The sequence below is a fragment of the Sagittula marina genome, assembly GCF_014196795.1.
GTDB lineage: Bacteria > Pseudomonadota > Alphaproteobacteria > Rhodobacterales > Rhodobacteraceae > Sagittula > Sagittula marina.
Genome location: NZ_JACIEJ010000010.1, coordinates 109,330 through 132,947 on the forward strand (window position 1 = coordinate 109,330; position 23,618 = coordinate 132,947).

Annotated in this window: 20 protein-coding genes; 7 read left to right on the forward strand and 13 right to left on the reverse strand. The window is 62.0% G+C overall.

What is annotated here, in order from left to right; all coding sequences use genetic code 11:
* The first annotated feature begins 43 nt into the window (after positions 1–43).
* Positions 44–1,216 carry a muconate/chloromuconate family cycloisomerase gene (locus GGQ68_RS18285; protein WP_183968546.1) on the forward strand — a complete coding sequence of 391 codons (1,173 nt, stop codon included), beginning with the start codon at positions 44–46 and terminating at the stop codon, positions 1,214–1,216.
* A 56-nt stretch (positions 1,217–1,272) separates the two neighbouring features.
* Here the strand turns inward: GGQ68_RS18285 and GGQ68_RS18290 are convergent, their stop codons facing one another.
* Positions 1,273–2,160 carry a LysR substrate-binding domain-containing protein gene (locus GGQ68_RS18290; RefSeq protein ID WP_183968548.1) on the reverse strand — a complete coding sequence of 296 codons (888 nt, stop codon included), beginning with the start codon at positions 2,158–2,160 and terminating at the stop codon, positions 1,273–1,275.
* Positions 2,161–2,712: 552 nt separating this feature from the next.
* Here GGQ68_RS18290 and repA point away from each other — a divergent pair.
* The 4 genes from repA (at position 2,713) to GGQ68_RS18310 (ending at position 6,823) form a co-directional block, all read left to right on the forward strand.
* Positions 2,713–3,897, forward strand: coding sequence for a plasmid partitioning protein RepA (repA, locus tag GGQ68_RS18295; RefSeq protein ID WP_183968550.1), 1,185 nt, complete (start codon positions 2,713–2,715; stop codon positions 3,895–3,897).
* Positions 3,897–4,853, forward strand: a complete 957-nt coding sequence (repB, locus tag GGQ68_RS18300) for a plasmid partitioning protein RepB (RefSeq protein WP_183968552.1) — start codon at positions 3,897–3,899, stop codon at positions 4,851–4,853. Before repA ends, repB begins: the two co-directional genes overlap by 1 nt.
* 205 nt (positions 4,854–5,058) lie before the next feature.
* Positions 5,059–6,138, forward strand: a complete 1,080-nt coding sequence (locus GGQ68_RS18305; RefSeq protein WP_246429436.1) for a helix-turn-helix domain-containing protein — start codon at positions 5,059–5,061, stop codon at positions 6,136–6,138.
* A 76-nt stretch (positions 6,139–6,214) separates the two neighbouring features.
* Positions 6,215–6,823, forward strand: a complete 609-nt coding sequence (locus GGQ68_RS18310) for a 2-dehydro-3-deoxy-6-phosphogalactonate aldolase (protein ID WP_183968556.1) — start codon at positions 6,215–6,217, stop codon at positions 6,821–6,823.
* Here the strand turns inward: GGQ68_RS18310 and GGQ68_RS18315 are convergent.
* From GGQ68_RS18315 to GGQ68_RS18360, 10 genes are all read right to left on the reverse strand, one after another.
* Positions 6,808–8,334: a class I adenylate-forming enzyme family protein gene (locus tag GGQ68_RS18315; protein WP_183968558.1), complete on the reverse strand. Its 1,527-nt coding sequence runs from the start codon at positions 8,332–8,334 to the stop codon at positions 6,808–6,810. The two genes, GGQ68_RS18310 and GGQ68_RS18315, sit on opposite strands and share 16 nt — an antisense overlap.
* A 56-nt stretch (positions 8,335–8,390) precedes the next feature.
* Positions 8,391–8,810, reverse strand: a complete 420-nt coding sequence (locus GGQ68_RS18320; RefSeq protein ID WP_183968560.1) for a PaaI family thioesterase — start codon at positions 8,808–8,810, stop codon at positions 8,391–8,393.
* Positions 8,807–9,919 carry an acyl-CoA dehydrogenase family protein gene (locus GGQ68_RS18325; RefSeq protein ID WP_183968562.1) on the reverse strand — a complete coding sequence of 371 codons (1,113 nt, stop codon included), beginning with the start codon at positions 9,917–9,919 and terminating at the stop codon, positions 8,807–8,809. The genes GGQ68_RS18320 and GGQ68_RS18325 overlap by 4 nt, the downstream gene beginning before the upstream one ends.
* 3 nt (positions 9,920–9,922) lie before the next feature.
* Positions 9,923–11,119 carry an acyl-CoA dehydrogenase family protein gene (locus GGQ68_RS18330; RefSeq protein ID WP_183968564.1) on the reverse strand — a complete coding sequence of 399 codons (1,197 nt, stop codon included), beginning with the start codon at positions 11,117–11,119 and terminating at the stop codon, positions 9,923–9,925.
* Positions 11,120–11,130: 11 nt separating this feature from the next.
* Positions 11,131–12,306 carry an acetyl-CoA C-acyltransferase gene (locus GGQ68_RS18335; RefSeq protein ID WP_183968566.1) on the reverse strand — a complete coding sequence of 392 codons (1,176 nt, stop codon included), beginning with the start codon at positions 12,304–12,306 and terminating at the stop codon, positions 11,131–11,133.
* Positions 12,303–14,381 carry a 3-hydroxyacyl-CoA dehydrogenase NAD-binding domain-containing protein gene (locus tag GGQ68_RS18340; protein WP_183968568.1) on the reverse strand — a complete coding sequence of 693 codons (2,079 nt, stop codon included), beginning with the start codon at positions 14,379–14,381 and terminating at the stop codon, positions 12,303–12,305. The genes GGQ68_RS18335 and GGQ68_RS18340 overlap by 4 nt, the downstream gene beginning before the upstream one ends.
* Positions 14,382–14,393: 12 nt before the next feature.
* Positions 14,394–15,206, reverse strand: a complete 813-nt coding sequence (locus GGQ68_RS18345) for an IclR family transcriptional regulator (protein WP_343055990.1) — start codon at positions 15,204–15,206, stop codon at positions 14,394–14,396.
* 8 nt (positions 15,207–15,214) lie between these two features.
* Complete coding sequence (locus GGQ68_RS18350; protein ID WP_183968570.1) at positions 15,215–16,552, reverse strand: TRAP transporter large permease; 1,338 nt, start codon at positions 16,550–16,552, stop codon at positions 15,215–15,217.
* Positions 16,552–17,061 (reverse strand): TRAP transporter small permease, encoded by a 510-nt coding sequence (locus GGQ68_RS18355; protein WP_183968572.1) that lies wholly within the window; start codon positions 17,059–17,061, stop codon positions 16,552–16,554. Before GGQ68_RS18355 ends, GGQ68_RS18350 begins: the two co-directional genes overlap by 1 nt.
* Positions 17,062–17,133: 72 nt before the next feature.
* On the reverse strand, positions 17,134–18,177 hold the full coding sequence (locus GGQ68_RS18360; RefSeq protein ID WP_183968574.1) for a C4-dicarboxylate TRAP transporter substrate-binding protein: 1,044 nt from the start codon (positions 18,175–18,177) through the stop codon (positions 17,134–17,136).
* Between the two features lie 191 nt (positions 18,178–18,368).
* Here GGQ68_RS18360 and GGQ68_RS18365 point away from each other — a divergent pair, with 191 nt between their 5' ends.
* Both GGQ68_RS18365 and GGQ68_RS18370 read left to right on the forward strand, forming a co-directional pair.
* Positions 18,369–19,625, forward strand: coding sequence for a malonyl-CoA decarboxylase (locus tag GGQ68_RS18365; RefSeq protein WP_183968575.1), 1,257 nt, complete (start codon positions 18,369–18,371; stop codon positions 19,623–19,625).
* On the forward strand, positions 19,622–21,130 hold the full coding sequence (locus GGQ68_RS18370) for a malonate--CoA ligase (protein ID WP_183968577.1): 1,509 nt from the start codon (positions 19,622–19,624) through the stop codon (positions 21,128–21,130). Before GGQ68_RS18365 ends, GGQ68_RS18370 begins: the two co-directional genes overlap by 4 nt.
* Before the next feature lie 3 nt (positions 21,131–21,133).
* On the opposite strand, the gene GGQ68_RS18375 is transcribed toward GGQ68_RS18370, so the two are convergent.
* Positions 21,134–21,640 (reverse strand): DUF2478 domain-containing protein, encoded by a 507-nt coding sequence (locus GGQ68_RS18375; protein ID WP_183968579.1) that lies wholly within the window; start codon positions 21,638–21,640, stop codon positions 21,134–21,136.
* A 28-nt stretch (positions 21,641–21,668) separates the two neighbouring features.
* Positions 21,669–23,606 (reverse strand): cache domain-containing protein, encoded by a 1,938-nt coding sequence (locus GGQ68_RS18380; RefSeq protein ID WP_183968744.1) that lies wholly within the window; start codon positions 23,604–23,606, stop codon positions 21,669–21,671.
* Positions 23,607–23,618: the final 12 nt, after the last annotated feature.

The following is a 23,618-nucleotide window of genomic DNA, read 5'->3' on the forward strand; positions in this document are numbered from 1 at the left end:
TGCCCATACAACGGGCCATCAGACCAACCGACAGGAGCCGGACATGAGCGCACCCCGCACCGCAGAGGTGTTAGACATCGACGGCATCGCCGCGCAAAAGACGGCGATCACATCCCTCGAAACGCGCATCGTCGACTGTATCACGACCCGGCGACACAAGCTCTCCAACACGGAAATCACCCACCAGTCCTTCGTGATCGTCGAAGCCACATTGGCCGACGGTACGACAGGCTGGGGCGAGGCAAGCACCCTCGGCGGCCCCCGCTGGTCAGAGGAAAGCGTCGAAGCGATCAAGGCCAACATCGACACCTACCTCGCCCCCACGCTGATTGGGCAACCTGCACAGGCATTCGAGGCGAACGCTCTGCGGATGAAAAAGGCCGTCAGCCGCAACACCTCCGCCCGCGCCGCCATCGAAAGCGCGCTTTATGACGCCGCCGGAAAGTCCATGGGCCTGCCGGCGACAACATTCCTCGGTGGCCCGGTCCGCGACAAGATAGAGGTCCTGTGGGCCTTGGCTTCGGGCGATGCCGATCAGGAAATCGAAGAAGCCCGCGCCAAACTGGCCGCCCGTGAGCATCGCCGGTTCAAGATCAAGCTGGGCTTCTACGAGCCCAAGCAGGACATGATCCGTCTGCGCAAGATCATGACCTCCATGCCTGATGGCACGGAGATGGTCGTGGATATCAACCAGGGATGGACCGAGGCCACCTTTATCCGCTACGCGCCCGAACTGGCGGACATGGGCATCGCTCTGATCGAACAGCCGTTAAGACCAGGCTTGCTCGACGCCACCGCGCGCGTCGCACAGCGCTCGCCGATTCCGATTATGACCGACGAGGCCGCTTTTTCCACGCAAGAGCTTGTGCAAAATGCAACCGCCGCCACAGGCTCGGTCTACTCCCTCAAACTGGTCAAATCCGGCGGACTGATGGAAATGAAACGCGCCGCAGCCGTGGCAAGCGCCTTCGGAATGGAGCTATACGGCGGTTGCCTGCTCGAATCCGGCATCGGGGCCGCCGCGCATCTGGCGGTCTTCGCCACTCTGCCACAGCTTGAATGGGGCTGTGAACACTTCGGGCCGCGCATCCTGAAGAATGATCTGGCCAAAAGCGGCCTGCATTTTCAGGACTTCCACATCCACCTCCCCGCCGGCCCCGGCCTTGGCATCGAAATAGACCGCGACGCACTCGACGACGCGACGCGCAAGGCCTGACCGCCCCGCGCCAGTTTCTTTGCTTTGGGCATACTCAAACGTCGCAAGCGCCTTTCTCAGCGCTTGCGTACAAATTTCCGTGTCACGTCCATGAACTGTGAGACCTGCGCCGACTGGTTGTCCCGTCTTGCGTGAATGGTAAGCCCCGTGCCCGGATTGAACCCTTCGTACCGGCGAAACACCACGCCGGGACGCGAGGTCTGCGATACGCTTTCCGGCACCACGGAAACCCCCACCCCCACGGACACAAGACTGATCGCCGTCTGAAAATCCTGCGCCAATTCCAACGCCGCGGGCTCAAACCCTTCCTTTCGGCAAATATCCAATACGGAGTCAGCGTAAGATGGGCGCGGCCTGCGTGGATACAGAACAAAGGTCTGGTCGCTGAGGTCTTTCAACGCAATCGGGTCACGTGACGCCACATCCGAATTGTCCGGTAGCGCAAGTATCAGCTCCTCATGCACCAAAACTTCCGCGCGCAACTCATCGTCCTTCAGGGACGGGCGCGCAACGGCCAAGTCAATTTCGCGCTGCACCAAGGCAGAGTGCAGTTCTGCATTGTTCATAGCAGACAGCGCCAGTTCCACCTTCGGAAAGTGCGAGCGATACGACTTTATCAGGTTCGGCAATACGCCGTGCGACGCGGATCCGACAAAAGCCACACGCAACCGCCCTGCCCCGCCGTCGCCCACCAGCCGCGTCTCTTTATACGCGGCTTCCAATCGGTCAACGAGCACGCGCGCATGCCGTTCCAGCACTGTCCCCGCCTGGGTCAGCCGGATCTGGCTACGCGAGCGGTCGAATAACAATGTACCAATGTCGGCTTCAAGCGCCGCGATCTGTCGTGACAAAGGGGGCTGTGCGATTTCGAGCCGGGACGCGGCGCGTCCGAAATGCAGTTCTTCCGCCACCGCCAGAAAGTATGTCAGACGCCGCAATTCCATTGGTAAACCTCCGACTATCATTGAAATAGGTATCAAAATCGGTGCCATAATGCAATCTCGGTAAGAGCGTGGCAGGCCAAAACCGACACCCTTCGCATGGCTGCAAAGCGCTCAGGTACGCATGCGCGGCAAGCCACAGACGACAGGGGCAAATGCAACCTGACATCCCCACCTTGCACCGTTTTGCGAAGTCTCTGCACGACGCCGCAGAACGCCTAATCACAAGTCTGGATGAGCAACCGGACGACTTCTTCGGAAGCGACTTTCATGTTCAGCGAACCTCATCTGCCTTCCCGCCCTGTAGAGACTTCACCCAAAATTCGAAGGTCCGGGTAAATCTGAATGCGATCACGGGCCTAAGGAGCGGCAGAAAGCGGTATCTCGGCCGAATTGTTTACAGCTGTAAACGCCGAGCCTCACGACGGAAGCCATTGCATTTAAGGCGAAATAGTCACTATTTCGACAAAAACCCATTGACTTAGGCCTCTGAATCGAACCTTTTATCCCCAAGTGGCGCGAAAAAGGCCACAATCGGCAAATTGGGGCAACTACATGATTCCGGTGACACCCATCGAAGCAGACCGTCCGTCAGAGTTGGCAACGGATATATCAGAGCGCCTCACAAGCGCAATCCGCGAACACCTCATGTCTGCGTTCGCGCCGGACAACACAAAATCGTTGCGCGCGTTTTCTGCACCAGAGGCGGCAGAGCTTCTGGGCGTGTCGGCTCAATTCCTCCGCAAGGCCCACGCCGAAGAGACCTTGCCCGAGCCCGCCGACATCCGCGGCGGACGCCGATATTACTCCGTGACCGAACTTCGCGAGGCCCGCCACATTCTGGAAGCCACGTCGCGTAAGAAAGGCCGGTATCTTCCCGGCCGGCGCGATGGCGACAAACTGCAGGTTTGGCAGCTGATGAATTTCAAAGGTGGATCGTCCAAGTCCACCACAACGATCCACCTGGCGCACTACCTGACCCTTCGCGGATACAAAGTACTGGTGATGGACCTCGACCCGCAGGGGTCTTTGACGTCGATGTGCGGCATCTCTCCCGAGATCGAATTCGATGGCCTCACCATGTATGACGCCATCCGATACGAGGACCCGGTGCCTTTGGCCGACGTCATTCAGGAAACGTATTTCCCGGGGCTATCGCTGGCCCCGTCCCGCCTGATGTTGTCGGAATTCGAGACGGAATCCGCGGTTCACTCTGCGCCGGATCAACCGTTCTTTACCCGGATCCGATCAGCACTGGAGCAAGTCGAAGCGGATTACGACATCGTCCTGATGGACAGCCCGCCGCAGCTTGGGTTCTTGACAATATCCGGCATGGCAGCCGCCACATCCTTGATCGTGCCATTGACGCCATCCATGTTGGATGTGTCCTCAACCGCCCAGTTCATGGAGCTCGTCGGGGCCTACATGGGCGTTATCGAAGACGCCGGCGCCAAACTGCACTACGATAACTTTCGGTTCTTGATCACACGGGACGAACCCACGGACGTGCCTTCGCAGCAGTTGACCAGCTTCATGCGCGCGCTGTTTCAAGATCGCGTCATGTCCTCGACCGCGTTGAAGTCCACCGCGATCAGCGATGCGACGATGCTGAAGCAATCCATTTATGAAGTCGTCCGCTCAGACATGACGCGCGCCACGTATGACCGCGCCAAGCAGTCGATGGATGCTGTCGGGCTCGAGATTGAAACAATGGTTCAAAAAGCATGGGGGCGTAGCTGATGGCACGTAAAACTCTTGGCGGCATGTCCGGCATTGCCAACACGATTGCTCGCTCTGGCCCAAGCAAGGAGCGCCCGACCCGTTCCAGCGCACCGGCGCTTGGCGCGCTTCAGGGATCCCTCTCCGCCATACGTGAGATCGACCCCGCGATGATCGACGACTGGGGACCCAAGGACAGGATGGAAGGGTTTACAGTTGTAAAATCCGAGGACGACGGGGAGGGCTTTGATGCACTCGTCGACAGCATTCGCGACGGTGGTCAGCAAGTCCCAATCCTTGTCAGGCGCGCCGGAACCGAGGGGCGGTTCGAAGTCATCTACGGCAGGCGCCGTCTTGCAGCATGTCGAGAACTCGGCGTCAAAGTCCGTGCCAACGTGCAGGACCTCGACGATGCTGCCGCCTTGCTGGCCAAAGGCCTGGAGAACGCAGCGCGGCGTAATCTGTCGTTTTACGAAAAGGCGAGGTTTGCGGCTGTCATTTTGTCTGCGGGACACGACTCCAAAACAGCCCGCAAGGTTCTCGGCCTCAGCGCCCCGCAGTTGTCACACCTCACGAAAGTGACTGACAACGTGCCAGACGCGGTGGGCGACGAGATCGGGGCAGCGCCAAAATCGGGCCGGCCGAAGTGGACCGCCTTGGCAGAAGCCTTTGTCGCGGCAAAGGTGACCGAGAGCGCGGCCATCGCAATCCTTGCCAAAATCAAAGAGGCCTCTTCTGACGAGCGTCTCGACGAACTGTTGAAAGAGATCTCACGGCGCGGCGCGCGGCCAACTCAAAGCCGCGAAACAACGCCAGTTGAGGGCGTGATCGTAAAATCCGGGCGCGGCGCAGTATCAGTATCCATCGCCAAAACAGGGGCCAACGCAGAATTTGGCCAGTGGTTGGACGCTAATATAGATCGAATCATTCAGGATCAGTTCCGGTCGTTTACAGCTGTAAACGATACCGAAGACTGAAATCAAACATCGAGGACGAGCAGAAAGGAGGATGCAAAGTAAAGAAAAACCCCCGAAACCGGAGGTTTCGAGGGCTGTAGCGCTGAAAGCGCCCTTAGCTTGACACCTAGAGGTTAGCAGCACTCGAATCACTGAACAAGAAAAAACGCACCTGTGCGGACGGGATTTCTTTGCCTGCTGGCTAAATATGACCAAATTTTCAGGAATGCCCCCCAATGGGGGAAGCTCTGTCGCATCGGCAGGGCACTACAGTGCTGTGTCCAACGGATCGGTAACCGCACCGGACAAGTGGTATCTGCTTCGAACCGTCGAGGCGGCCCGCGTGCCGCTTGGGCTAAAGTCCACGTCATTGACGCTGTTGCGCGCAATGCTGTCTTTCATGCGGTCTGATCGGGTCAGCCCAGCTAAGGTCGACGCTCACATTTGTTTCGCCTCGAACGCTAGCCTTGCTGAACGCGCCCATGTCAGCGTCCAAACCGTGGAGCGCCATATCTCTCGGCTCGTGGATCTCGGGCTCGTGGAGCGCGTGTGTAGCGGCAATGGAAAACGTTGGGCCCGCAGAGACCGAAAGGGCAGGGTGGTCCTGGCCAGCGGTTTGAGTGTCCTGCCCATGCTGGACCGTCACCAAGAGCTTTCAGACATTGCAGAAGAGCATGCGGTTTTCGCAGAGCGTTTGCGCACGCTCAGGGACCGCTGCGCCCTCGCACTGGCCAATGTCAAAAACACTATGGGTCTTTCGAAAGACGATACCTTCTACCAACACGCCGCACGTCTCCTGCGACGCGCTCCATGTGAGGACGCCCTGAACGAACTGCTGAAAACGCTATCAGGGAAAGTCGTGGATAAGCCTCAGGATAACGATACTGATGCTGACAAATTGATGGTCCCAGACACTAAGGTTGAGGGGCACAAAGAACCAGAATTAAACCCATCAGTAAGTTCGACGAACACGTCAGATATTCATTTGGATGAGAACACCGTAAAAGCATCATTCCCAACCCTGTGTGCCGAAATAAGAACCGCTGCAACACAACGCGAATGCGCTGACAGAATGGAACACATAGCCTCATGTTTGGGTCTCACACAGATCTGGCCAAAGCTATGCGCCAAAGGACCCGCTATGAGCTTCCTGTTGCTGGGATACATCCTGGAACGTGGCGACAAAGTCCGCAATGCGAGGCGCTATGCCTTAGCCCTTGTCAGAGACATCGAGAATGGCAGTTTGAACTGGCGCCAGCTTTTGTCACAAACTATACACTCACCAAGATCCAAGTTCGCAGCATAACAAACAGATATTGTTTTTTAACAAGTAATATCAATTACTTAGTATCAAAATGCGACGCAAAACAGGAGCCTTCATCGTGTCCAGGCCAATCATTGCCATCCTAAGAGGTCTGAGACCCAGCGAAGCGTTAGACATCACGGCGGCGCTCATAGAAAGCGGCATTGACCGCATCGAAGTGCCTCTGAATTCACCGGAGCCTTTGAAATCAATAAGTTTGATGGTCGACAGGTTCGGTGACCAGGCGCAGATCGGGGCAGGGACCGTTTTGAGTGTGGAGCAAGTGAATGACGTCGCCGCAGCAGGCGGTCGATTGATCGTATCCCCGGATGCGAACACGGACGTCATTGGCCGCAGCAAAGCCCTGGGGCTCGCCAGCTATCCCGGCGTCATGACCCCCACGGAGGCATTCTCTGCCCTTAGGGCAGGCGCAAACGGGCTTAAGATATTTCCCGCCTCTCTGATTGGGCCCGCCGGGCTCAAGGCAATGCGGGCCGTATTGCCCAGGGAGGTGCCTGTGTTTGCCGTTGGTGGTGCCGGGGCCGATAACTTTGGCGAATGGATCAAGGCCGGGGCTGATGGCTTTGGCATTGGCACGGCGCTTTTCACCCCTGGCTTGTCTGCCGGGGAGGTCGAGGACCGTGCCAAAACCATCGTCGCGGCTTACGACGCTCAGACGGAGGGCTGATCCTCTTCCGCCAGCAGGTCGGCAAAATGCTTGGCGAACTGGTGTTTGAGGATCTTGCCCGTGGCCGCAGCCGGCAAGCTGTCTACCACGAAGATACGGCTGGGGCGTTTGTACCCAGCCAGCCTGTCGGCGGCAAAACTGCGCAGGGTTTCCGCATCAACCATGCCGGGGGCACGGGGCTGGACAAAGGCGATGACCTCTTCGTCACCGCCGCGGCTCCGCCCGATGACAGCGGATTGCACCACGTCTGGATGGTCGTTCAAAGCGGCCTCCACCTCTGGCGGATAGACGTTGAAACCGCCGCGGATGATCAGCTCTTTTGACCGACCGACGATGTGCAGGCGCCCTTGCGGATCAATGCGGCCCAGATCGCCGGTGCGCAGCCAGCCATCCTGAACCGTCTGCGCCGTGGCGGTTGGGTTGCGGAAGTACCCAACCATGACATGCGGCCCTCTCGTGAGGACCTCGCCGACGTCCGGGTCTTCGCCAAAGGTCAGGTCCAGTCTGACCTCGCAGCCGGGCAAAGGTGGGCCGACGGACGCGTCGGGGTCGCCAATCGCATTTCGGGTCCCGGTCACGCCTGCGGTGCTTTCGGTCATGCCATAGCCGTTTTGCAGCGGCAGGCCGTAGAACGCCTCTGCCTTGCGCTTCCACGAGGGATCGAGCGGCGCTGCCCCGGAGGAAACATAGCGGAGGCGGGGCGCACCGAGCGTGGCTTCGCCGAGCTCTTCGGCATGGGCCATGAGCAATGCGTGCATCTGCGGCACGGCGGGCATGACGGTGGCCCCGGCGCGCAGGGCTTCGAACAGTTTTGCCGGATTGAACCGTGTGGCCAGTTCAATCATCGACCCGGCACATGCGGCGGCCATCATCATGGAGGCGACGCCGAACACATGGGTCAACGGCAGCGCACCGTAGACGTGATCCTCGGGCACGAGGCTGCGCAGGGTCATCGACGCTTCGGCAGCGAACAGAAGGTTGGCGTGGGACAGCATGACGCCCTTGGGGTCGCCGGTGGTCCCGGTCGTGTAGAGCAGGATCGCAGGTGTGTCGGCGCTGTCGTCCACAGGTTCGGGATCAGGCAGGCCGGGCACGACGTGCAACGCGCCAAAGCTGGTAGGGCAGGGGGTGGCATCGCCTGCGTGATTGACGGCCTCGCGCGAGATGTGGCTGGTAAACAGCGTCACCACGGGCTGCGCATGGGCGGCGATGCGGGCAACCTCTGCCGCGGACATGCGCGCGTTCACGGGCACGGCCCAGGCGCCGATGCGCGAGGCCGCATTGATCAGCACCGGCAAGGCCAGACAGTTTTCGCCCACGATGAGAACGCGTTCGCCCGGAGCGGCACCGTGATCGGCCAGCAGGCGTGCCGCGTCTTCGGTCAGCTTGGCATACTCGGCCCATGAATAGACGCGACCGTCGCAATCCTTGATTGCGGGGGCGTCGGGGCGCACGGCGGCGTTGTGGTCGACCAAGTGGTGAATGCGCGTTGGCGCAGTATGGTGTGTCATGACTCCTCCCAGAGTGTGCGCATTGGGTCTGCGCCGGACCTGTTCGTCGGGATGCCTCAGGCGTCGCCGCCTGTGTCGAGGCGAGCGCGTTTGAACACCCCGGTGGCAGAGGCAATGAGACGCCCGTCTTCGTCAATCAGATCGGCAGCGAGGAACAGCAGTGACCGCCCGCCGCCAGTGACGCGGCCCGCTGCGGTGACGCGTTTTCCGGCAAAGGCAGGGGCCATGAACTGCGTCGTCATCGAGATCGTCAGAAAGGGCACGCGCCCGCTGTCATCGGCGGTCAGCGACGACGTTGCCCCCATGGCATTGTCCAGCAGCGTTGCCGCGATCCCGCCATGCAACACGTCATGGCGGTTCACGTGGGCGTCGGATACGTCCAGCCAGCAGCGTGCGCCGCCATCCGGGTGCCCGACCTCGACCGTATAGCCCAGCGTGCGCTGGGTGCCGGTCTCGCCCTTTATATGCTCGATCATGCGGCCCGTGCCATGGAGAGGCGGATGAACCGTTCCAGATGGTGATCGACGTCGCCAAAGCGGTGATCGATCATCGACAGACGCTTGGCAAAGTGACCGAGCGCGTATTCCTGCGTCATGCCGATGCCACCGTGCATCTGAATGGACTCTTCGACCACCAGACGAGCTGCACGGCCGATCAGGTTCTTGGTCGCAGAGACATGCAGATCGCGTTCTGGTTGGTCGAGATTGCCGCACAGATTGATGACGCTCGATCGCGCCTGCTCGATCTCGATCAGCACATCTGCCATACGATGTTGCAGCGCCTGAAATTTGCCGATGGGCTGGCCGAACTGCTTGCGCTGTTGCAGGTATTCGACGGTCAGCGTCTTGATGGTTTCCATCAGGCCGAGCGCTTCGGCGCATTGTGCAGCGGTGGCGCGGGCGTGAGCGGTGTCCAGCAGCGTGTAGGCAGTGCCTGCCTCGCCCAGCAGTGCGTTTTCGGGCAGGGTCGCGTCGATGGTCATCTCCGCCGCCCGACCGCCGCCGTTCAGCGGGTAATCGCGCAGGGTGACCTGATCGCCGGGGACCAGAAACAGGCTGATGCCGTCCTGCGATGTCACATCGCCCGAGGTGCGCGCGCTGACGACAAAGCCATCAGCGGCCAGCGCAAACTGTACCAGCGATTTGGTCCCTGTGATCCGCCAGCCGTCGGCCGTGCGTTCGGCACGTGTGGTCACATGCGACAGATCATAGCGCGCTCCGGCTTCGGCATGGGCGAAGCCAAGGATGCGGCCTGCCACAAGGTCCTCCACCAGATCAGGGCGAGTCTGGGCAATCACGGTGCCCGACAGCAGCGCGGAATCGATCAACGGCGTCGGCAGACCAGCGCGGCCCAGTTCCTCTGCCACGACCATGATGTCAAAACCGGCGCCGCCAAAGCCTCCCTGATCCTCGGTGAACATGGCGCCGGGCAGGCCCATTTCGGTCAGCGCGTCCCACAGTGGGGTGTCGAGCCCGGTGGGGCCATCGGTGGTGGCGGCGATCTTGTCGTGATCGGTGGCGTCGGCCAGATAGCGGCGCAGGCCATCCTGAAGCATCTGGCGTTCTTCGGTGAGGTTGAAATCCATGTCTCAGAGCTCCAGAATCGTTTTGGAAATGATCGCGCGCTGCACCTCGTTGGAGCCGCCGTAGATCGAGAGTTTGCGGTTGTTGAAATAGGCCTGCGTGGCGGGCATCGCCGCATCGGGGCCGACAGGTTCAACATTGCTGCCCTCGTCCAGCGCCTCGGAGATGAAGGGCGCTGCAAAGGGGCCGACCGCCTGTTTGGTCAATGCGTTGATTTCCTGACGGATGATGGTGCCCTTGACCTTGAGCATGGAGCTTTCGGCGCCGGGGGCCTGTCCTTCGGCGGCGGCAGAGATGGTGCGCAGATTGGTGGTCGCCATGGCCATCAGATCGATTTCCACCTGCGCCACCTTGGCCGCAAAGAAGGGGTTTTCGATCAGCGGTTTGCCATGTTCCATCTGGCCGCCTGCGATGCGTTTGAGCGCCGACAGCCCCGCGCGGGCAAAGCCCACACCGGCGATGTTGGTGCGCTCATGGGTCAGCAGGTATTTGGCGTAGGTCCAGCCCTTGTTTTCCTCGCCCACAAGGTTGCCGACAGGGACGCGCACGTCCTTGAACCAGACCTCGTTGACCTCCGGTTCGCCGTCGATCAGCACAATGGGGCGGACTTCGATCCCGGGCGTATTCATGTCGATCAGCAGGAAAGAGATCCCCTCCTGCCGCTTGCCTTCCTTTGACGTTCGCACAAGGCAAAAGATCCAGTTGGCGTGCTGGCCGAGCGTGGTCCATGTCTTTTGCCCGTTGACGATGTAGTCGTCGCCGTCGCGCACGGCCATGGTCTGCACGTTGGCCAGATCCGACCCGGCGCCGGGTTCGGAATAGCCCTGACACCACCAGTCATCACCGTTCAGGATGCGCGGCAGGTAGTGTGCCTTTTGAGCGTCCGAGCCGAAGGCCATCAGCACCGGGCCAAGCATCGCCAGGCCAAACGGGACGATGCGCGGGGCGTGCGCCTTGGTGGTTTCTTCCTCAAAAATGTGGCGTTGCACGGCGTCCCAGCCGGTGCCGCCGTGCTCCTTGGGCCAGTTGACCCCAAGCCAACCCCGGTCGTTGAGGATGGCGTGCCAGTCCTCGTAATCCTCTTTTGTCAGACGCTTGCCGCCTGCAACCTTGTCGGACAGGCGCTTGGGCAGTTTGTCGTTCAGGAAGGCGCGCACTTCGTCGCGGAACGCCTTTTGCTCATCGGTGTAGCCAAGGTCCATCTCGATACCCCTTATTGGAAGATTTCAAACAGGCCAGCCGCGCCCTGGCCGCCGCCGACGCACATCGTGACGACACCCAGTTTGGCGCCGCGGCGACGCCCTTCGCGCAGCAGGTGCCCGGTCATGCGTGCGCCGGTCATGCCGAACGGGTGGCCGATGGAGATCGAGCCACCGTTCACGTTGAGCTTGGCGTCGTCGATGCCAAGAGTGTCGCGGCAATAGATGACCTGAGAGGCGAAGGCTTCGTTCAGCTCCCACAGGTCGATGTCGCCAACGGTCAGCCCATGGCGCTCCAGAAGGCGCGGAATGGCAAAGACCGGGCCGATGCCCATTTCGTCGGGTTCACAGCCTGACACCGCGTAGCCAAGATAGCGGCCCAGTGGGGCGATGCCGGCGCGGGCGGCCTCCTCCTCGTGCATCATCACGAGGCTCGCGGCCCCGTCAGAGAGTTGCGAGGCATTGCCTGCGGTGACGAACTTGTCCTCTCCCATCACTGGTTTCAGACCGGAGAGGCTTTCCAGCGTGGTGCCGGGGCGGTTGCATTCGTCCTGCGCCAGGGTCAGCGCCTGATGCGTGACCTCGCCGGTTTCCTTGTCCTTCACCGCTTTGGTCACGTCGATTGGCACGATTTCATCGTCAAACAGCCCGGCTTGCTGTGCGGCGGCAGTGCGGCGCTGGCTTTCGACGGCCAGCGCATCCTGCGCCGCGCGCGAGATGCCGTAGCGCTCGGCAACGGTGTCGGCGGTGTCGATCATGGTCATGTAGAGGTCGGGCTTGTTGGCCTCTATCCACGCCTCGCGGGCGTGGCGCGGCGTGGGCTGGTTCATGGAGATGCTTTCGACACCGCCGACCAACATGGCGCGTGCGCCTTCGTTGATGGCGCGGCCGCCCATGGCGATGGCCTGCAAGCCACTGGCGCAGAAGCGGTTCACCGTGGTCCCGGCGATGGTGACGGGCAGCCCGGCACGGATCACCGCCTGACGGCCAAGGTTGCCGCCTGTGACATGCTCAGGATAGCCGGTGCCCCAGATGCTGTCCTCGATCAGCGCGGGGTCAATCCCGGCGCGGTCAACGGCGTGGCGGGCGACATGCCCCGCCATGGTGACGCCGTGGGTCTGGTTGAACGCGCCGCGTGCGGCCTTGCCGATGGCGGTGCGAGCGGTGGAGACGATGACGGCGCGGCTCATGCTGAGGCCTCGTTCAGGTCGGAGAAGGTGCGGCCCTCAGCCACGAGCTGTTCGAGCAGCGGAGCGGGTTGCCAGAAATAGGGATCGTCCTTGGCCCAGTCCTTGATGTCGTTGAGCAGCGCGTCCAGCCCGACGCTGTCGGCCCAATGCATCGGGCCGCCGCGCCAGCGCGGAAACCCGTAGCCATAGAGCAGCGTCACATCCACATCGAGCGGACGGGCGGCAATGCCTTCGCCGACGACCTTGGCAGCCTCGTTGACCATGGCCGCCATGTAGCGGCGCTGAATCATTTCCGGGGTGAAGTCGAGCTGCGGGCGGTCGCCGCGGGCCTCGTCGATCAGCGGTTTCACAGCGTCGTTCGGTGTACCCTTGCGACCCTCGTAGGTGTAATACCCCTGTCCGGTTTTCTGCCCCAGCCAACCGTTGTGGTACATGGCATCGGCCCATGTGGGCACGATGTCGCGCGGGTCGCGGTCGGGCGCTTTGCGCTGCCGGGTCATGTAGCCGATGTCGAGACCAGCCAGATCACCCATCTCGAACGGCCCCATGGGCAGGCCAAACGCCTTGATCGCCGCGTCGATCTCCCAAGGGGAGGCACCGGCGAGGATCATCCTGTCCGCCGCACCGCGATAGGTAGCGAGGATCCGGTTGCCGATGAAGCCGTCGCAGACACCGGCCTTTACGGCGGTCTTTTTCAACCGCTTGGCCAGAGCGAAAGCGGTGGCTGTCACCTCAGGCGCGGTGGTGTCCGGCACGACGATTTCCAGCAGCTTCATGACATGCGCCGGGGAAAAGAAGTGCAGTCCGATCACGTCTGCAGGACGAGAGGTCGCCGCAGCGATTTCGGTCACGTCGAGGTATGAGGTGTTGGTGGCAAGAACCGCACCGGGCTTCATCACCGCGTCGAGTTTGGTGAATACGTCGTGCTTGACGCTCATGTCCTCGAACACGGCTTCGATGGCAAGGTCCACGTCGGACAGCGCGGCATAGTCGGTCACAGTCGTCAGCTTGGTCAGGGTGCTCTCGGCGTCTTTCAGCTTTCCGCGTTTCACGGCAGCGTCGAGGTTGCCGGTGATCGTGGCGCGGGCCTTTTCCGCGCTGGCTTCGTCGCGTTCCACCAGTGTCACGGGGAGGCCCGCCAGCAAGCAGGCTGTGGCGATGCCCGCGCCCATGGTGCCGCCGCCGATCACTCCGACAGAAGCGATTTCACGCGGGGCCACACCCTTCAGCTCTGGCAGTTTCGAGACTTTGCGGTCGTTGAAAAAGGCATGGATCATGCCAGCGCGCTGTGGCGTTTCCATGAGGGACAGGAAGAGACGGCGCTCTTCCTTTATGCCTTCGTCGAATGGCAGGCGGGTGGCGGCCTCCACGGCGTCGATTGCGGTCAGCGGGGCGACTTCGCCGCGGGCCTTGCGCGTCCACAGCGTGCGGGCCGCGTCAAATGCATCGGCGTCATAGGCGGGGCAGGGCAGGTCACCGACGCGGCGGACGTCCACACCATCGGCCAGCAGACCCTTGGCGTAGATCATCGCCTGTTCGTGGACGTCGCCCTCGGCCAGGTGGTCGATCAAACCGATATCCAGCGCCTGATCTGCGGTGACGGAGCCGCCGGCCGGCATCATGTCCAGCGCCGGGCCAACGCCGGTGAGGCGCGGCATACGTTGGGAACCGCCCGCGCCGGGGATCAGGCCCAGCTGCACCTCTGGAAAGCCAAAGCGCGCGCCCTTGATGGCCAAGCGGTAGTGGGCACCAAGAGCCACTTCGCATCCGCCGCCCAAAGCAGGACCGTGCACAGCGGCAATCACAGGTTTGGACGCGCGTTCGATATGTGTGCAGACGTCGGGCAGGTGCGGTTCCTTGGGCGGCTTTCCGAATTCGGAAATATCGGCGCCTCCAAGGAACAGCGCACCTTCGCCAAGGATGATGGCAATGCGCGCCTGTGCATCGGCATCAAATCGGTCGATGGCGTCCCACAGACCTTGCCGTACGGCGTGGCCAAGGGCGTTTACAGGCGGGTTGGCGATGGTGATGACGGCGATTTCGCCGGTCACGTCGTAGCGGACGGGGGATGTCATAGTGTCTCCTGTTCAGTCGCGCAGAGTAAGCATTGCGGGCTGGCCCATCATGCGCTCAAGCTCTTGTACGGCGTCGTTGAGTTTGGGGCCAACTTCATTGGCCAGCCGGTCGAGAGTCAGATCCTGGGGCATGGCCCCGCAGGAAAAGACCACCGGTTCAGTCAGGTCGCGGGCGTGAAAGGGTTTCGAAGCCGCGTGAATGTTGCTGGCGAAATACTGATCCGGGGACGTGATGTTGAACCCCCGTGTCCGTAGTTGGTCGTAGGCGGTGCGGCGGGCCTGCTTGGCGATGTCCAACGTCAGGCCCCGGTCTCCCTGGGCGTTGGCGACGGTGGTTTCAAACAGCTCTTCGGTCATGGCGGCCAGCATGGCATGGCCCGAGGAGGTGCCGTGAAATGGCAGACGGTGCCCGGTCTCCAGCCACAGGGAAGACATGCCGCGCGGCCGCCAGGTGCGCACGATCAACAGTTTCGCATTGTCACGCGCCAGCATCAGCGAGAGTGTGCCGGTGTCATCTGCCAGCTGCTGCATGATCGGGCCCGCCAGCTCGACAAAAGAGATCGACGCCTGCGCCACATTCCCCAGCGCCAGCAGCGCGGGACCGGGCCGGTAGCGGTCGTTGCGGCGGGCGTGGGTCAGGTAGCCGAGGCTGCGCAGGGTGAAGGTCAGCCGCGACACGGTGCTTTTGGGCAGGCCGGTGCGCTCTGCGATTTCGGCGTTGCCCAAACCGTCGTCGCTGGCGCGAAAGGCGCGCAGAACGCTCAGGCCCTTGGCAAGGGTGGTTGCGAAACGACGGTCGGTGGCGTCTGGGCTGGCGGTCATCATGGCGGCACTCACATCGAATTCGGGATCAGCAGGGACAATACCGGGAAGGCCATGATGAGGGCCAGCACGATCACGTCCACCGACAAGAACCGCCCGATGCCAGAGAAGATCCGGTCAATCGGGACTTCTTTGCCCACAACGGATGCGATGACAAAAACGTTCAGGCCCACGGGCGGTGTGATCAACCCGATCTCAAGCAGTTTGATGACCACGACGCCGAACCAGATCAGGTCCAGTCCGTAACCTTCGACCAGCGGAACGAGCAGCGGCAGGGTCAGCACCATGATCCCGATGGGGTCGAGAAACATGCCAAGCGCCAGATAGATCAGCGCGATGGCGAGCATCAAGACCACGACATTCAGGTTGGCGTCCTGCACCGCGCCGACGATGTCGCCCGCCACGCCGGTCAGCGCGATGAAGGCGACAAAGATCTTGGCCCCCGCCGCGATGACAAAGATCGAAGTCGTCTGGATCACGGTTTCGCGCAGGGCGTCGATGACGGCGCGGATGGTCAGCTTGCGCTGCGCAAAGCCGATCAGCAGCGCGGCGGAGACGCAGACCGCTGCGGCCTCGGTCGCAGTGAAGACGCCGCCGTAGATGCCGCCGACGATGATGACGAACAGCAGAACCGCGGGCCATGCGTCGAGCGCGGCCTGCATGCGTTCGCGCCCGGTGATCTGCCCGTCAAAGGCAGGGGCGGCAGCCGGGTCGCGGCGCACCCAAAGCCAGATCACCAGCAGAAAGCCGGCCAGAGAGATCAGCCCCGGCAGGATCCCCGCAAGGAACAGTGAGGAGATCGAGGTTTCGGTGAAGATGCCGTAGATGATGAACAGAACCGACGGGGGGATCAGCGACCCCAGGGTGCCGCCCGCCGCGACGGATGCGGTGGCTAGCCGTTTGTCGTAGCCCATGCGCAGCATTTCCGGGGCGCAGATGCGGCCCATGGTCGACGCGCAGGCGATCGACGACCCGGTGATGGCGGAAAACCCGCCGCAGCCGACGACCGATGCCATGGCCACACCGCCGGGGATAGAGGCCAGCCAGACGCGGGCGGCGTGGTAGATTTTCGTCGTAATGTCCGCCTTGTAGGCGATGTGACCCAGCGCCACAAACAGCGGGATCATAGACAAATCATAGCTGTGAATCAGGTCGAAGGAGTTCGAAAAGACGAGCGAGGAGGTCGGGCGGATCGCGCGGTCCGGGGTGAAAGCCCCGGTGCGGAACGCGAACATCACGAAGGTGCCAATGGTCGCCACAGCGGCCAGCGCAAAGGCAATGGGCACCCGCAGTCCCAGCAACAACAAAAGGGAGGCAAAGGCCACAAGGCCGACGAGGGTTCCGTCCATCAGACAGCCTCCTTCGGGTGATCGTCAGTCAGACGTCCCCCTGATTTCAACGTGCGAATGTCAGTGACGACCATGACGGCCAGCCGCAGCCACGCGATCACCATGCCGACAAGAAAAATCACCCGACCGGGCCATTTTGGCAAATGAAGCTCGCCAAAGAAGAAGGAGCTCTTTTCGATGGCCCCGAGCGCTTCGCGCCCACCTGCCCAGATCAGGGGTGCCAGCGCCAGCATCCCGAACAGAGAGCCAAAGACAATCAGACCATCGGCCACGCGGGGTGGCATCCGGTTGGTGACAAATTCCACGGCAATATGCGACCGGCTGGCGGTGGTGGCGGCCAGCGGCAGGACCACCGCGGCCACCATCAGTTCGGCCACGATGACGGTGCTGTCAGGCAGTCCCGAGTTGAACAGCGCCCGCAGCAGGACGTTGGCCGTAATGACGAGCCCAAGGCCCAGAACGGCGCAAATAGAAAGATCGATGAGCAGACGCTCGACCCGGCGCAGCATGGTGACACCTGTCTTCTTATGAAGGGGAAAGGGCCGGTCCCGATGCAGGACCGGCCAAGGGATATGACGCGGTCAGCGTGTCCAGGGATAACCCTGCTCGTCACGCTCAGCGGCGTATTTCGCGAGCAATGCCTTGTACTCGTCCAGCATCGCCTGACCGTCGAGGCCGACGCCATTGGCGCGCTCGATCCATGCTTCGACGTAGGGAGCGCCACCTTCGACCAGCTTTTCACGGTCGGCATCGGGCAGGGTGATGATCTCGACGCCCGCGGCTTTCATCGTCTCGATGGCCTTGTCATTGTCGGCGGTGATCAGGCGGCCCAATTCGTCGGCCATGCCTTCGCCCGCTTCCATCAGAGCGGCCTGTTCGTCTTCGGACAGGCTGTCGTACATGTCCTTGTTCATCAGGATGCCAAGCGCGCCAACCTGTCCCCAATTCAGCAGAGTGTAGCTGTCGATGACTTCGTGCTGCTTCAGCGCGGCGGTGGCGTAGCTGTAGCCCTGCGAACAATCCAGCAGACCGCTGTCGAGACCCTGATAGGCGTCATAGACCGACATCGGCACCATGTTCGCGCCCATGTCCTTGAACGTGTCGCCATATGCGCCGACGCCGCGGACCTTCAACCCTTCGATGTCATCCACGGTGCGGATCGCCGCACCCTTGCAGCCGATGTGGACAGCCGAGGTGGTGAAGGTGCCGATATAAACCAGATTCATGTCCGCGAGGTTGGCCTTGATGCTTTCATTGGTGCGCATCAACTCGTCGGTGGCTTTCATGCCGACCCAGGCATCATCGTTTTGCAGCGGCAGGTCCGCGATGCCATAGGCCACCATTTCCTGCGGGAAATAGACGGAGATGATCGTGCCGAGATCGGCCACGCCATCGGCGATGCCGTTGAGGGCCGCGCCGGCCTTGAACAGGGCACCGCCCCATTGAATGTCGAACTGCAAATCGCCGCCGGAGACTTCTGTTGCCTTGTCCGCAAACCAATTCATCGCGGCAGCGCGTGCGCCACGGTTTGGTCCGGCCTCCCCAAGGATCAGAGTCGTCTCAGCCGAGGCCACGGACGCCGCAGCCATCAGCCCGCACAAGGCGGCTGTTCTCAAAAGTTTCATGTCTTCCTCCCTTATAGTTCCACTATGTGGAATGCTATTCGTCATAGTAGGCACGACTCGGGGGCGCGTGGCAACCCCCTCCCGAGGTAAAAGGCGAGGATATGTGCGCGCCCCTGGGTCTCTTCGGTGCGGGCGGCCTTGTCTTCGTCGCGTTGCTTCGCCAGATAGTTGTTAACCAAGGAGGCGCTGGCATGAGCTTGTTTGCGGACCTTTTGTCCACTGTGTTCGAGAACCGCTATCGGTTCGGGCTGGCCCGGCAGGACGGGCGCAGGATCGAGGATCTGACCGCAGATCTGGTCAGCGCCACGGGCGAGGTGAGCGGCCAATCCGTCGCGCGGCAGATCATCGACCGCTACGCCGGTTGGGAGGACGCGCAGAAGTTGGGGTTCTTTCATCACCTTGCGGCGGATATGGATCTGGACGTGACGGAGGTGCGGGCGGCGCTCGACGCCTATGAGGCAACCCGGGACAAGGCCAGTTACCGCCATCTTGCCACTGTGGCGGAACCCCCGCGCCAAGAGCTGCTGCGCCGCCTGAACATGGTGCCCGGTGCGACGCGGCAACTGGTGCGGATGCGGGCGGATTTGCTGCGGCTGGGACGTGAGGATGAGGCGCTGATGGCGCTGGACGTGGATTTCCGGCACCTTTTTGTCAGTTGGTTCAACCGGGGCTTTCTGGTGCTGCGCCCGATCAATTGGGAAAGCCCGGCGCATATCCTTGACAAGATCATCGCCTATGAAGCGGTCCACACGATCGACAGCTGGGACGATCTGCGGCGACGGTTGCAGCCGGCGGATCGACGGTGCTTTGCCTATTTCCACCCGGCGATGCCGGATGAGCCGCTGATTTTTGTGGAGGTCGCGCTGACCCGTGGCATTCCCAAATCTGTGCAGGGCGTTCTGGCCGAAGAGCGCGCACCCCTGACCGCCGAGCAGGCGGATACGGCTGTATTCTACTCGATCTCAAACTGTCAGGCGGGATTGGCGGGGATCTCTTTTGGCAATTCGCTGATCAAACAGGTGGCTGCGGACCTGTCCATGGCGCTGCCGGGATTGAAGTCGTTTGTCACGCTGTCGCCCTTGCCGGGTTTTGCCCGCTGGCTTGAGGCGGAGGGGCTAGAGCCGGATGCCGGTGATGATACGCAGTTGCGGCGGCTTGCGGCACGCTATCTGACGCGCGGCAAGCGTGGGGATGGCCAACCGTTGGACCCGGTGGCGCGGTTCCACCTTGGCAACGGCGCGCAGGTCCATGCGTTGCACGCGGGGGCGGATACTTCTGAAAAAGGGCAGAAACAGTCGCTTGGCGTCATGGTGAACTACCTGTACGACCTGCAGCGCGTGTCGCAAAACCACGAGAAATACGCAGACAGCCGCGAGATTGTGACCTCCTCTGAGGTGCGTAGCCTTGCGTCTGCGTCCCAGACGACCCGAAAGGACCCCAGCCCATGAACCCGCTTTACGACCGTCTCTTTGGCAAACACGCAGACCAAGACACGCCCTTTCTGCATCTGATGTCGGGGGAGACCCTGACCCATGCGCAGTTCGTGGGACAGGCCGCGCAGTTGGCGCACGTGCTGGTGGGCGCGGGGCTCCAACCGGGCGACAGGCTGGCCGCGCAGGTGGACAAGTCGCCGGAGGCGCTGGCGCTTTACGCTGCATGTGTGCAGGCGGGGGTGATTTTCTTGCCGCTGAACCCGGCATACACCCGCGATGAGCTGTCCTATTTCGTGGAGAATTCCGGCGCAAAGCTGGTGGTAGGGGACCCGGCCAAGGCTGACGATCTGCGCCCCATGGTCGAACGCCTGGGGGCGACGCTGATGACGCTGGCGGGCGATGGCTCGGGTACGCTGACCGAGGCCGCCGCAGACCAGCCAGAGAAATTCGACACCGTGGCGCGCAGCGAGGATGATCTGGCCGCGTTCCTGTATACCTCCGGGACGACCGGGCGGTCGAAAGGCGCAATGCTGACCCAGCGCAATCTTTTGTCCAATTCGGACATGTTGGCGGACTACTGGAAATTCACGGCTGACGACGTGCTGCTGCACGCGCTGCCGATCTTTCACACGCATGGGCTGTTCGTGGCGTCGAACATCACGCTTTTGGCGGGTGGGTCGATGATCTTTTTGCCGAAGTTCGATCAGGACGCGATGATAGCCATGCTGCCCAAGGCAACGGCCATGATGGGCGTGCCGACATTTTACACGCGTTTGCTGGACGATCCGCGTTTCAACCGCGACTTGACCAAGGGTATGCGGTTGTTCATCTCAGGCTCCGCGCCTTTGCTGGCGGAAACGCATCAGCGGTTCGAGGACCGCACCGGGCACCGCATCCTTGAACGCTATGGGATGACTGAGACGAACATGAGCACGTCGAACCCTTATGATGGCGAACGTCGCGCGGGCACTGTCGGTCTGCCACTGCCGGGGGTCGAGGCCAAGGTCTGCGATCCCGAAACCGGAGAGACACTGCCGCGCGGCGAGGTCGGCGTGCTGGAGGTGCGGGGCGACAACGTGTTCAAGGGCTATTGGCAGATGCCGGAAAAGACCGCCGCTGAACTTCGCGATGACGGGTTCTTTATCACCGGCGATCTGGCGACCCAAGGGCCGGATGATTACGTCACGATCGTCGGGCGCAACAAGGATCTGATCATCTCAGGGGGCTACAACATTTACCCCAAGGAGATAGAGCTGGTTTTGGACGACTGCCCCGGGGTGATGGAAAGTGCGGTGATCGGCGTGCCGCATCCCGATTTCGGCGAAACCGTTGTCGCCGTGATCGTGCCGCAAAAAGGCGAGACGCCTCAGGAGGCCGCCCTGATGCAGGCCTGCACCGACAGCCTGGCGAAGTTCAAACATCCCCGGCGGTTCATCACGCTGCCAGAGCTGCCGCGCAACACCATGGGCAAGGTGCAAAAGAACGCCCTGCGCGAGGATTACAAGGGACTGTTTACCTGAGTATCAGGCGGCCATCGCCTGCGTGCTGACCCAGCTCAGGATGCCGTCCCGCGTGGCCGGCACTTGCTGGGCAAGCTCGCCGGCAAAGTCGAGGAAGGCCGCCTCGTTCCCGGCGTTGACCGACAGCAGGACGGGTATGTCGCGCATCAGCGCCTCGCCAATCACGGGGCGGAAGCCGCGGCCGTCGATCTCTTGTTTGCCGTATTTGTTCACGATCAGCAGGGAAGGGGCATGGTCCAATGCTGCAGTGACAAGGCCCACCGCCTGTTCCAGCCCCGCAGGGTCCAACCGGCAGCCGCTCGAGAGTGTGCCAAGGTTCTGGCTGATGCGGATCACGTCCTTGCCGGACAGGATATGCAGGTCCATGTCGCATTTGCGGGCGGGATCGGTGTCGCGGTTCACCTGCACGGCCCCGGCGAGCGACAGACCCTGGGCGCGCAGAGTGTCGGCGATGTCGGCCAGCAGCACGTCGCCCGCGCCGCGCCCCTCGGCGGTGATGTATCCCAGCATGTGGCGCTCCTCCTGCGACGTGAGTATCCTAGCCCGCGACCGGGAGCCAGACGGTGAATTCGGCGCCCCCCTCGGGGCGGTTGCGATAGCTGATGCGTCCACCGGCGCGCTGCACCAGAGTTTGCGAGATCGACAGCCCCAGACCGGTCCCTTCTGCCTGCTTGGTGGTGAAGAACGGGTCAAAGACCGTGTCGAGCAACGATTCGGGAATGCCGGGTCCCGTGTCAGAAACGATCAGAGCGACGCCAGCAGCCCCGTGCCTTTCGGCTTCGGCCAGTGAAAGGTGTAGCTGTCCGGATTCCCCCATCGCTTGGGCGGCATTGACAATCAGGTTGATGACAACCTGCTGCATCTCGCCCCTGCCCATAACCACTTGAGGCACCTCGGGCAGATCGGTCAGCACGTCGATGCCCGACCGCGACAGCACGTGCCCCACAAGGACCAGGCAGTCCGTGACCACTGGCGCGAGATCCAGCGCGGTTGTGGCGGCAAAATCGTTGGGGCGCGCAAATTGCAGCAGCTTGCCGACGATTGCGTTGATGCGCACGACCTGGGCGTCGATCAGCTCGATTTCGGTGGCGACATCGGTGGCGCGGTCGCCCAGGCTGTCACGCAGCACGTCGAGATTGCCCTGAATCACGGCGACAGGGTTGTTGATCTCATGGGCGACACCTGCGGTGATTTCCCCGATGGACGCGAGCTTTTCGCTCATCACCAGTTGCCGCCATGTGTCTTCGAGCTTGGCGTTGGCTTCTTGCAGCTCGGCCGTGCGTTCTTCGACCCGGGTGGTCAGATCAGAGGCGTAGGCGCGCAGGCGGTTGTCGCGGTCTTGCACCTGATCGAGCAGATCGTCGAGGTGGCCAGCCACTTGCCCGATTTCATTGGACGCCCGCACCGCGCCGTTGCGGGCAGACAGATCGCCCTCACCGACGCGCTGCATGGTCTGGGTCATGCGTTCCAGCGGCGCAAAGATCCCCTTGGCCAGCCATAGGAAAAGTGGCGCGGACAGCGCGACGATCCCGGCAAAGGCGGCCAGCATGGTGATGATCGCGCGGTGTTTGGCGGCGGCAAAGGGGGCCTCCAGAAAGCCGACGTAGAGCATCCCGACCGGGTCGCCAAAGCTGTCACGCAGGGGGAGGTAGCCGGAGATATACCAGTCGTTCACCACAAACGCACGGTCGAGCCAGGTGCGCCCCTCGTCCAGAACCTCTTGACGGACCTCGGCGGACACGCGGGTGCCAAGCGCGCGGACGTCCTCGAACAAGCGCACGTTTGTGGACACGCGGACGTCGTCGAGGAACAGGGTCGCGGTGCCCTGACGGTTGCCGCCGGTGACGGCGTTCAGGTAGACCAGCGCGTTGATGGTGTCGATGAATTGCAGGTTTCTGTTCAACAGGATGCCGCCGACCAGCACGCCATTGGCGTTGTCTGACCGGACGGGAGCGGCGGAATGGACCACCATGCCTCGGTCCTCGACGGTGCGGTCGGTGGGCACGGCGGCACGTGTGTCGATCAGCGGAACACGCGCCCGCGAGGCGAGGCTGGGATCAAGGCTGTAGAGCTGCTCGGCAGAAAAGATGTCGATGGCGGTGGCGGGCTGGCCCGTTTTCGCGCGAGCGATCACCGGCCAATCGGCTGCGGCTTGTTCCTGAGGTGCAAAGTAGAGGAAATCCAGACCGAGTGCGCGCCGCTTGGCATCAAAGAAGCTTTCGCGGGCCCTTGGTGGCGCGGTCATCGCCTCGGCAAACTCAACGGATTCCGCCACGCCGGTCAGCTCGTCGCCGGTGGTGGACAGGATGCGCGACAAATATTGTTCAGCGATGCGTAAGTCCGAATCGACGTTGGCGATCAAAACCTTGTCGTAGTCGGCGGACCAACGTGTCGCGCCCAGCAGCAGCAAAAGTGGCGTCAGCAGCACCAGCGGCGCAAGCGCGAGGAACAGCAGGCGGACCCGGATCGAACCCACCAGCCGATGCCG

Excerpts from the sequence above, each read along its gene's own strand:
- GGQ68_RS18360 (WP_183968574.1), bottom strand. The coding sequence starts at position 18,177 with ATGAAACTTTTGAGAACAGCCGCCTTGTGCGGGCTGATGGCTGCGGCG.
- repA (WP_183968550.1), top strand. The coding sequence starts at position 2,713 with ATGATTCCGGTGACACCCATCGAAGCAGACCGTCCGTCAGAGTTGGCA.
- GGQ68_RS18305 (WP_246429436.1), top strand. The coding sequence starts at position 5,059 with ATGCCCCCCAATGGGGGAAGCTCTGTCGCATCGGCAGGGCACTACAGT.
- GGQ68_RS18330 (WP_183968564.1), bottom strand. The coding sequence starts at position 11,119 with ATGGACCTTGGCTACACCGATGAGCAAAAGGCGTTCCGCGACGAAGTG.
- GGQ68_RS18365 (WP_183968575.1), top strand. The coding sequence starts at position 18,369 with ATGAGCTTGTTTGCGGACCTTTTGTCCACTGTGTTCGAGAACCGCTAT.
- GGQ68_RS18290 (WP_183968548.1), bottom strand. The coding sequence starts at position 2,160 with ATGGAATTGCGGCGTCTGACATACTTTCTGGCGGTGGCGGAAGAACTG.
- GGQ68_RS18335 (WP_183968566.1), bottom strand. The coding sequence starts at position 12,306 with ATGAGCCGCGCCGTCATCGTCTCCACCGCTCGCACCGCCATCGGCAAG.
- GGQ68_RS18355 (WP_183968572.1), bottom strand. The coding sequence starts at position 17,061 with ATGCTGCGCCGGGTCGAGCGTCTGCTCATCGATCTTTCTATTTGCGCC.
- GGQ68_RS18370 (WP_183968577.1), top strand. The coding sequence starts at position 19,622 with ATGAACCCGCTTTACGACCGTCTCTTTGGCAAACACGCAGACCAAGAC.
- GGQ68_RS18350 (WP_183968570.1), bottom strand. The coding sequence starts at position 16,552 with ATGGACGGAACCCTCGTCGGCCTTGTGGCCTTTGCCTCCCTTTTGTTG.
- GGQ68_RS18315 (WP_183968558.1), bottom strand. The coding sequence starts at position 8,334 with ATGACACACCATACTGCGCCAACGCGCATTCACCACTTGGTCGACCAC.
- GGQ68_RS18375 (WP_183968579.1), bottom strand. The coding sequence starts at position 21,640 with ATGCTGGGATACATCACCGCCGAGGGGCGCGGCGCGGGCGACGTGCTG.
- GGQ68_RS18345 (WP_343055990.1), bottom strand. The coding sequence starts at position 15,206 with ATGATGACCGCCAGCCCAGACGCCACCGACCGTCGTTTCGCAACCACC.
- GGQ68_RS18285 (WP_183968546.1), top strand. The coding sequence starts at position 44 with ATGAGCGCACCCCGCACCGCAGAGGTGTTAGACATCGACGGCATCGCC.
- GGQ68_RS18320 (WP_183968560.1), bottom strand. The coding sequence starts at position 8,810 with ATGATCGAGCATATAAAGGGCGAGACCGGCACCCAGCGCACGCTGGGC.
- GGQ68_RS18340 (WP_183968568.1), bottom strand. The coding sequence starts at position 14,381 with ATGACATCCCCCGTCCGCTACGACGTGACCGGCGAAATCGCCGTCATC.
- GGQ68_RS18325 (WP_183968562.1), bottom strand. The coding sequence starts at position 9,919 with ATGGATTTCAACCTCACCGAAGAACGCCAGATGCTTCAGGATGGCCTG.
- repB (WP_183968552.1), top strand. The coding sequence starts at position 3,897 with ATGGCACGTAAAACTCTTGGCGGCATGTCCGGCATTGCCAACACGATT.